The 8,626-nt window shown below is 70.0% G+C and carries 7 protein-coding genes; 6 read left to right on the plus strand and 1 reads right to left on the minus strand.

Annotated features, from left to right (window positions below; all coding sequences use genetic code 11):
- Window positions 1-66 precede the first annotated feature (66 nt).
- A complete protein-coding gene (gene aceE, locus LCE31_RS32040; protein ID WP_225020638.1) occupies window positions 67-2,808 on the minus strand; it encodes a pyruvate dehydrogenase (acetyl-transferring), homodimeric type in 2,742 nt (913 codons plus the stop codon).
- A 463-nt stretch (window positions 2,809-3,271) separates the two neighbouring features.
- On the opposite strand from aceE, the gene LCE31_RS32045 reads away from it, so the two are divergent.
- The 6 genes from LCE31_RS32045 to LCE31_RS32070 all read left to right on the plus strand — a co-directional run bounded on the left by LCE31_RS32045 (window position 3,272) and on the right by LCE31_RS32070 (window position 8,471).
- A complete protein-coding gene (locus LCE31_RS32045; RefSeq protein ID WP_225020640.1) occupies window positions 3,272-3,709 on the plus strand; it encodes a DUF3052 domain-containing protein in 438 nt (145 codons plus the stop codon).
- A gap of 208 nt (window positions 3,710-3,917) precedes the next feature.
- Window positions 3,918-4,382, plus strand: a complete 465-nt coding sequence (locus LCE31_RS32050; protein ID WP_225020642.1) for a peroxiredoxin — start codon at window positions 3,918-3,920, stop codon at window positions 4,380-4,382.
- 334 nt (window positions 4,383-4,716) lie between these two features.
- Entirely contained in the window at window positions 4,717-5,292 is a 576-nt protein-coding gene (locus LCE31_RS32055) for a TerD family protein (protein WP_225020643.1), read from the plus strand.
- A gap of 428 nt (window positions 5,293-5,720) precedes the next feature.
- Complete coding sequence (locus LCE31_RS32060; protein WP_225020645.1) at window positions 5,721-6,296, plus strand: TerD family protein; 576 nt, start codon at window positions 5,721-5,723, stop codon at window positions 6,294-6,296.
- A 48-nt stretch (window positions 6,297-6,344) separates the two neighbouring features.
- The gene (locus LCE31_RS32065; protein WP_225020647.1) at window positions 6,345-7,511 is read left to right on the plus strand and encodes a DUF475 domain-containing protein; all 1,167 of its coding nucleotides are present in this window, start codon (window positions 6,345-6,347) and stop codon (window positions 7,509-7,511) included.
- 222 nt (window positions 7,512-7,733) lie between these two features.
- Window positions 7,734-8,471 carry a TerD family protein gene (locus tag LCE31_RS32070; protein ID WP_225020649.1) on the plus strand — a complete coding sequence of 246 codons (738 nt, stop codon included), beginning with the start codon at window positions 7,734-7,736 and terminating at the stop codon, window positions 8,469-8,471.
- Window positions 8,472-8,626: the final 155 nt, after the last annotated feature.

Here is an 8,626-nt window from a genome sequence, read left to right on the forward strand (position 1 = left end):
GTGCGCCCCAGGGCGGGGCCGGCGCCCCCCCGCCCCCGCCCCGCCCCCGCCCCCCCGCCGAGAGCCCTACGCGTCGCCGCCCGCCGTGCCCGGGTGGGCCGCCGCCACGTCCTGCAACTGGTAGCGGTCCAGGGCCTGCTTGAGCGCGGAACGGTCGACCCTGCCCTCCTTCGCCAGCTCGGTCAGGACCGCGAGCACGATCGACTGCGCGTCGATGTGGAAGAAGCGCCGGGCGGCGCCACGGGTGTCCGCGAAGCCGAAGCCGTCCGCACCCAGCGACTGGTACGGGCCCGGCACCCAGCGCGCGATCTGGTCGGGCACCGCCCGCATCCAGTCCGACACGGCCACGAACGGGCCCTGGGAGCCGCTGAGTTTGCGCGTCACATACGGTGTGCGCTGCTCCTCCTCCGGATGCAGCAGGTTGTACTCCTCCGTCTCCACCGCCTCGCGCCGCAGCTGGGTCCAGGACGTCGCGGACCAGACGTCGGCCCGTACGTTCCACTCGTCCGCGAGAATCCGCTGCGCCTGCTCCGCCCACGGCAGCGCCACGCCCGACGCCATGATCTGCGCGGGGATCTCGCCCTTGTCGCCGGCGCGGAGGCGGTGGATGCCCTTGAGGATGCCCTCGACGTCGACGTCCTCCGGCTCCGCCGGGTGCTGGATCGGCTCGTTGTAGACGGTCAGGTAGTAGAAGACGTTCGGGTCCTCGCCCGCGGCGGGCTCCCCGTACATCCGGCGCAGGCCGTCCCGCACGATGTGGGCGATCTCGAACCCGTAGGCGGGGTCGTAGGCGACGCAGGCCGGGTTCGTCGACGCCAGCAGGTGGGAGTGGCCGTCGGCGTGCTGGAGCCCCTCGCCGGTCAGGGTCGTGCGCCCCGCCGTCGCACCCAGGACGAAGCCGCGCGCCATCTGGTCGGCCATCTGCCAGAACTGGTCGCCGGTGCGCTGGAATCCGAACATCGAGTAGAAGACGTACACCGGGATCAGCGGCTCGCCGTGTGTCGCGTACGCCGAGCCGGCGGCGATCGCCGACGCCGTGCAGCCGGCCTCCGTGATGCCGTCGTGCAGCAGCTGGCCGGTCTCCGACTCCTTGTAGGACAACAGGAGTTCGCGGTCCACCGACTCGTACTGCTGCCCCAGCGGGTTGTAGATCTTGGCGCTCGGGAAGAACGAGTCCATGCCGAACGTGCGGTACTCGTCCGGCGCGATGAGCACGAAGCGCCTGCCGATCTCCTTGTCCCGCATCAGGTCCTTGAGCAGCCGGACGAACGCCATCGTCGTCGCGATCGACTGGTTCCCCGACCCCTTCCTGACCGTGGCGTACGCCTTCTCGCCCGGCAGTGTCAGCGGCTTCGCCCGCACCACCCGCGACGGCACGTAGCCGCCCAGCGACTGGCGGCGGTCGTGCATGTACTGGATCTCCTCCGAGTCGCGGCCCGGGTGGTAGTACGGCGGCTGCCCGTCCTCCAACTCCCTGTCGGGGATGGGCAGGTGGAGCCGGTCCCGGAACCCCTTCAGGTCGTCGACCGTCAGCTTCTTCATCTGGTGCGTGGCGTTGCGGCCCTCGAAGTTCGGGCCGAGCGTCCACCCCTTGACGGTCTGCGCGAGGATCACCGTCGGCTGCCCGCGGTGCGCCTTGGCCGCCGCGTACGCCGCGTACACCTTGCGGTGGTCGTGGCCGCCGCGCCCGAGGTGCTGGATCTGCTCGTCGGTCATGTTCTCGACCATGGCGCGCAGCCGGTGGTCGTCGCCGAAGAAGCGGTCGCGGATGTACCCGCCGGTCTCCGTCGCGTACGTCTGGAAGTCGCCGTCCGGCGTGGTGTTCAGCCGGTTGACGAGGACACCGTCGCGGTCCTGCGCGAGCAGCGGGTCCCAGGTCCTGTCCCACACCAGCTTGATCACGTTCCAGCCGGCGCCGCGGAACACCGACTCCAGCTCCTGGATGATCTTGCCGTTGCCGCGCACGGGGCCGTCGAGGCGCTGGAGGTTGCAGTTGACGACGAACGTCAGGTTGTCCAGGTGCTCGCGGGCCGCGATGGTCAGCTGGCCGAGCGACTCGACCTCGTCCATCTCGCCGTCGCCGAGGTAGGCCCACACGTGCGAGTCCGATGTGTCGGCGATCCCGCGCGCCCGCATGTAGCGGTTCATCCGCGCCTGGTAGATCGCGCCGAGCGGGCCGAGGCCCATCGACACCGTGGGGAACTCCCAGAAGTCCGGCATCAGCCGGGGGTGCGGATAGCTCGAAAGGCCGTGGGGCGCCTTGGACTTCTCCTGGCGGAAGCCGTCGAGCTGCGCCTCGCTGAGCCGGTCGAGCAGGAAGGCCCGCGCGTAGATGCCGGGCGAGGCGTGGCCCTGGAAGAAGATCTGGTCGCCGCCCCCGTCGTCCTTGCCGCGGAAGAAGTGGTTGAAGCCCACGTCGTAGAGCGACGCCGACGACGCGAAGGTGGCGATGTGCCCGCCCACCCCGATGCCGGGGCGCTGCGCCCGCGACACCATCACCGCCGCGTTCCAGCGCGTCGCGTTCAGGACCTTCCGCTCGATCTCCTCGTTGCCGGGGAAGAACGGCTCGTCCTTGGTGGCGATGGTGTTGACGTAGTCCGTGCTGCGCATCTCCGGTACGGCGACACGCTTCTCCCGCGCGCGCTCGTTCAGCCGGAGCATCAGGTACCGGGCGCGCTCGCGGCCGCGCTCGTCCACGGCGGCGTCGAGCGAGTCGAGCCACTCCTGGGTCTCTTCGGGGTCGAAGTCCGGGACCTGACTGGGAAGGCCGCCAATGATGATCGGGGTGCGATCTGATCCGGAAGCCACGCTTTTCCCTCGCTGTCTGTTCTGTCTGGGGGCTCGTGCGTCTCTGTCTGGTCTGTCTGGTCTATCTGATCTGTATGGGGTGTTGTACGTCGCATCTGTCTGGGGTTCGTACGTCGCAACCCATCGTGTACCGCTCCGTACGCGGACGTCACCTCTACCGGGAGGTAACCGGTGGCGGCGGGCCGAGCCACGCCCGGGCGGGTGCCGACTCCGGCGGTTCCTACCCGAATGGCGTAGCCCGACGGCATACCATGGCAAACATGGAGAAAAGAAGTTCCGGCCGTTACAGAGGGTCGCCGCCCGATCGCCCGGAAACGCGGGGGAGAGGCCCGGAACGTCACCGTTTCGGCGGTCTCGGCCGCCGGGTACTTGCGCGATCCGTCGCGCCCGTGTGGACTACGGCCAATGCTTCGCGTGCGCGCGAAGCCGAAGCAGTCACCGAAACATGATCAGGAGGCAATCCGTGAGCGCGACCGCGGACCACGCGGAGGAGCGGACCAACCAGGCGGCTCGTCTGGGGTTCGAGCCCGGACAGGTGGTCCAGGAGATCGGCTACGACGAAGACGTCGAGCCGGAGCTCCGTGAGTCCATTGAGGCCGTCACCGGCCAGGACCTCGTCGACGAGGACTACGACGACGTTGCCGACGCCGTCCTCCTCTGGTTCCGGGACGAGGACGGCGACCTTACGGACGCGCTGGTTGACGCCATCGGTCTGGTCGAGGACGGCGGCGTGATCTGGCTGTTGACGCCCAAGACCGGCCGCGACGGCTACGTCGAGCCGAGCGACATCAACGAGGCGTCCCAGACCGCCGGCCTGTCGCAGACCAAGAGCGTCAACGCGGGCAAGGACTGGACCGGCAGCCGGCTCGTGACGCCCAAGGCGGCGAAGTCCAAGCGCTGAGCCGGTGACCCGGCCCCCCCCCCCCGGCGCGCCCGGGGGGGGGGGGCGGGGGGGGGGCCGGGCGGGCCCCCGCCGTCGACGGACACGGCGGGGGATCACCCGTTCGGGCGGGTACCGCGATCCGTGCGTAGGCTGGTGGGTGCCCGGGCGGCAGGCCGGCGGAGGCCGCACCCGGGAAAGGCCGGCTCCCCGGGAAAGGACATGCCCCATGGCCGTCGCGGTCGGCGCCACAGCGCCCGACTTCACGCTCCAGGACCAGCACGGCAGGACCGTGCGGCTCTCCGACTTCCGGGGACCCGACGGGCGGCCCGTGGTCCTGGTCTTCTATCCGCACGCCTTCAGCGGTACCTGCACGGGCGAGCTCCAGGAGCTCCGCGACCGTGCGGACGCCTTCGCCGAGCGGGGCGCCCAGCTCCTCGGCTGCTCGGCCGACTCGGTCTACGCCCAGCGCGCCTTCGCCGAGAGCGAGGGAATCGAGTTCCCGCTGCTGGCCGACTTCTGGCCGCACGGCGGGGCCGCGCGCGCCTACGGCGTTCTCGACGAGGAGCGCGGCCGCGCGGTCCGCGGCACGTTCGTCATCGACACGGCGGGCGTGGTGCGCTGGAGCGTGGTGAACCCGGTCCACGAGGCCAGGGACACCGACGCCTACCTGAAGGCGCTGGCGGAGCTCTGAGGGGCCGCCCCGGCCGCCTCCGGGCCGGGCCCCGGCGCCGACTCGGACCCCTCCGGCGCCGTCTCGTCCCCTTCGGCGCACAACCCGTACTGCTTCGGTACACAGCCGGTACCGCTTCGGTGCACAGCGCGTACACGCACCGTCCCGCCGCGCTGTCCCGCGCCCGCGGAACGTGTCGGGGCCCGCGCCGTCGGCCGGGGAAAACGCGCGGGTGACGGGAACCGGTCACTAGTATCCAGACGTTGATCCGAATGGCAACGCACCAGGGGGCGTGAGGCCCGCGGCAACCGCCGCCGACCACGGCCGCCGGCCCCGACAACCAATGGGAGGACTCATGGGAGTCAGCCTCAGCAAGGGCGGAAACGTCTCGCTGACCAAGGCCGCGCCCAACCTGACCGCGGTGACCGTGGGTCTGGGCTGGGACGTCCGCACGACGACCGGGCAGGACTTCGACCTCGACGCCAGCGCCCTGCTGACGAACGCCGAGGGCAAGGTCGCGCAGGACGCGAACTTCGTGTTCTTCAACAACCTGAGGAGCCCCGAAGGGTCCGTCGAGCACACCGGCGACAACCTCACCGGCGAGGGCGAGGGCGACGACGAGGTGATCAAGGTCAACCTCTCCACGGTCCCCGCCGACGTCGAGAAGATCGTCTTCCCCGTCTCCATCTACGACGCGGAGACCCGTCAGCAGTCGTTCGGCCAGGTGCGCAACGCGTTCATCCGCGTCGTGAACCAGGCGGACAACAACGAGCTGGCGCGCTACGACCTCACCGAGGACGCCTCGACCGAGACCGCGATGGTCTTCGGCGAGCTGTACCGCAACGGGGCGGAGTGGAAGTTCCGCGCCATCGGCCAGGGGTACGCGTCGGGCCTGCGCGGCATCGCCCAGGACTTCGGCGTCAACGTCTGACCGGAGCGGGACCGGCCGACGGGTCCACCAGGCACGACGGCCCGGTTCACCAGGCACGACGGCCGCCCGACCGGCGCCGCACCCCACCCGTGCGGCGCCGGACGGCGCTGTCCGCCACCGCCGGGGGCCGTCACCGCAGTCACCGCGGAGGCGGGCGCCGCAACCGGCGGCGGGCGAAATGGCGTGAAGTGCATGAAGGACACGCCGGTGGGCAGGACGTCAAACGCGTCGTGCCGCGGACGCGGCCCCCGCGCGGGACCGCCGCCCACGGCCGCCGCAGCGCCACACCCGATGCCGACCGCCTCACGGGCGCCAGGCGCACCGCTCGGCCTTCACAGCACAGCCCGCATCACCTGATTCCGGGGCGCCCCAGCGCCCCGTCGCACCGCTCGGTACCGCACCGGACCACCCTCGGGGAGGACAACACCATGGGCGTCACGCTCGCCAAGGGAGGCAACGTCTCCCTCTCCAAAGCCGCACCGAACCTCACGCAGGTACTCGTCGGACTCGGCTGGGACGCCCGCTCCACCACCGGAGCGGACTTCGACCTCGACGCCAGCGCGCTGATGTGCCGCGAGGGCCGGGTCATGGGGGACGAGTACTTCGTCTTCTACAACAACCTCAAGAGCCCCGAGGCCTCCGTCGAGCACACCGGCGACAACCTCACCGGTGAGGGCGAGGGCGACGACGAGTCGCTGCTCGTGGACCTCTCCCAGGTGCCCGAGCAGTGCGACAAGATCGTCTTCCCGGTCTCGATCCACGACGCCGACAACCGTCGCCAGACCTTCGGGCAGGTGAGCAACGCGTTCATCCGCGTCGTCAACCAGGCGGACGGGCAGGAACTCGCCCGCTACGACCTGACCGAGGACGCGTCCACGGAGACGGCGATGATCTTCGGCGAGCTCTACCGGCACGGCGGCGAGTGGAAGTTCCGGGCGGTTGGCCAGGGCTACGCGTCGGGCCTGCGGGGCATCGCCCTAGACTTCGGGGTCAATGTTGCGTAAAGCAGTGCTCTGCACGGGGGAAAACCCGTATCACCGGATGGGGTAGCAGTGATCCTGAAAACCTTTCGCTGGCCATTGGTCATCACGGTCCTGGCGCTGGCCGCCTCGGCCGTGTTCTGGGGGTGGGAGGCTTTCGGGGTCGTCCTGATCCTGTCGATCCTGGAGATCTCGCTGTCCTTCGACAACGCGGTCGTCAACGCCGGCGTCCTGAAGAAGCTCAACGACTTCTGGCAGAAGATCTTCCTCACCATCGGCGTGCTGATCGCCGTGTTCGGCATGCGCCTGGTCTTCCCCGTGCTGATCGTCGCCATCACCGCCAAGGTGAACCCCGTCGAGGCGGTCCGGCTGGCGGTCGACAACCCCAGCCGGTACGAGTCGCTCGTCACGGACGCGCACCCGGCCATCGCCGCCTTCGGCGGGATGTTCCTGCTGATGATCTTCCTGGACTTCATCCTGGAGGACCGCGACATCAAGTGGCTCGCCTGGATCGAGCGTCCGCTCGCCAAGCTCGGCAAGGTCGACATGCTGTCGGTCTGCGTCGCGCTGATCGTCCTCGTCGTCACGTCGCTGACCTTCGCCACGCACGCGCACACCAGCGCGGGCCACGGCGTGGACAAGTCCTCCACGGTCCTGCTCGCCGGCGTGGCCGGCCTCATCACGTACCTGATCGTCGGCGGTCTCTCCGGGCACTTCGAGAACAGTCTTGAGGAGCAGGAGGAACGCGAGGAGGAGGAGCAGGAGAAGGCGCGGGCCGCGGGCCGCACGGTCTCCGCGGTGGGCATGGCGGGCAAGGCCGCGTTCTTCATGTTCCTATACCTGGAAGTGCTCGACGCGTCCTTCTCGTTCGACGGCGTCATCGGCGCCTTCGCGATCACCAACCACATCTTCTGGATGGCGGTCGGCCTGGGCATCGGCGCCCTGTACATCCGGTCGCTGACGGTCTACCTGGTGCGCCAGGGCACCCTGGACGACTACGTCTACCTGGAGCACGGGGCGCACTACGCGATCGGCGCGCTGGCCGTGATCCTGTTCGTCACCATCCAGCACGAGATCAACGAAGTGGTCACCGGCCTCGTCGGCGTCGTCCTCATCGGGGCCTCGTTCTGGTCGTCCGTCCGCAGGAACAAGGCGATCGAGGCCCGGGGCGGCGACGGCGGGGGTGACAGCGGCGGCGGTTCCGGCGCCTCCCACGAGCAGGCGGGCGCGCGGGCCTGACCCGGGCGCGGTCCCGCGCCCTGCCCGCTGCCCTTGTCGCACGGATATGCCCGTGCGCCACAGGTGTGCGACTCCGTGCGACCCCGTGTGACCCGCCGGGGACAGGACACGGGGTGTGCCGCGCGGGGGAGTGAGGGAACGCTTCCCAGCGGGGCGGCCCTCCGGCCGAGGCCGAGGGACCGCCCCGCAGTCTCAGGCCGACGCACGAGGGTGGGAGTGAGCATGTCTTTCTGGGACGGCCTGCGGCCGGGCGGAAGGGCGTCGCAGTTCGATTCGGGCAGCGCCGCGAGCAATTCCATCGAACTGACCAAGCGCCATCCGTCGGTGTCGCTCTCCAAGCAGGACGCGGCGACCGGCAACCTCCGGGTCAACCTGTCGTGGCGGATGCGGTCTTCGGACATCGAGGGCCGCTCGAAGCAGAGCGGGCTGCTGCGCCACCCGTTCAAGCTGTTCCAGCCCGACGTGGTGCAGGCGCACACGCAGGGCATGGTCAACGTCGACCTGGACCTCGGCTGCCTGTACGAGCTGTCGAACGGCAGCAAGGGCGTCGTCCAGCCGCTGGGCGGCTTCTTCGGGGACCTCAACATCGCGCCGTACATCAAGCTGAGCGGCGACGACAGGTTCGGTGCGCCGTCCGGTGAGACGATCTTCGTCAACCTCGACCACCGCGACGAGATCAAGCGCCTGCTGTTCTTCGCCTACATCTACGACCAGACGCCCGCCTTCGACCGTACGCACGCGAAGATCACGCTCTATCCGAGCAACGGACCGCGCGTCGAGATCGAGTTGGACGAGCGCGCGCCCGAGGCGAGGTCGTGCGCGGTCTTCTCGATGGAGAACGTCAAGGGCGATCTGCTGGTACGGCGCGAGGTCAAGTTCGTCTACGGCTTCCAGGCCGAACTGGACCGGCTGTACGGGTGGGGCCTCCAGTGGGGCCGGGGCTACAAGACGAAGGCGTGAGCGTAGGCCCGGCTCGGGCCGCGGGACCCCGGGCCGGGCGTACGAGCCGCACCAGGTGCACCGGGTGCACCAGGGGTCCTGGAGGCCCCGGAGGTCCCCGAGGCCCCCGGGGTCAGTACGCCTGGGCGCGCAGGAACTGCGGGCCCATCGGGGGG

Source organism: Streptomyces sp. 8L (genome assembly GCF_020176795.1).
GTDB lineage: Bacteria > Actinomycetota > Actinomycetes > Streptomycetales > Streptomycetaceae > Streptomyces.

Coding starts and splice junctions, on each gene's coding strand:
- LCE31_RS32060 (WP_225020645.1), top strand. CDS start 5,721: ATGGGCGTCACGCTCGCCAAGGGAGGCAACGTCTCCCTCTCCAAAGCC.
- LCE31_RS32055 (WP_225020643.1), top strand. CDS start 4,717: ATGGGAGTCAGCCTCAGCAAGGGCGGAAACGTCTCGCTGACCAAGGCC.
- LCE31_RS32050 (WP_225020642.1), top strand. CDS start 3,918: ATGGCCGTCGCGGTCGGCGCCACAGCGCCCGACTTCACGCTCCAGGAC.
- LCE31_RS32070 (WP_225020649.1), top strand. CDS start 7,734: ATGTCTTTCTGGGACGGCCTGCGGCCGGGCGGAAGGGCGTCGCAGTTC.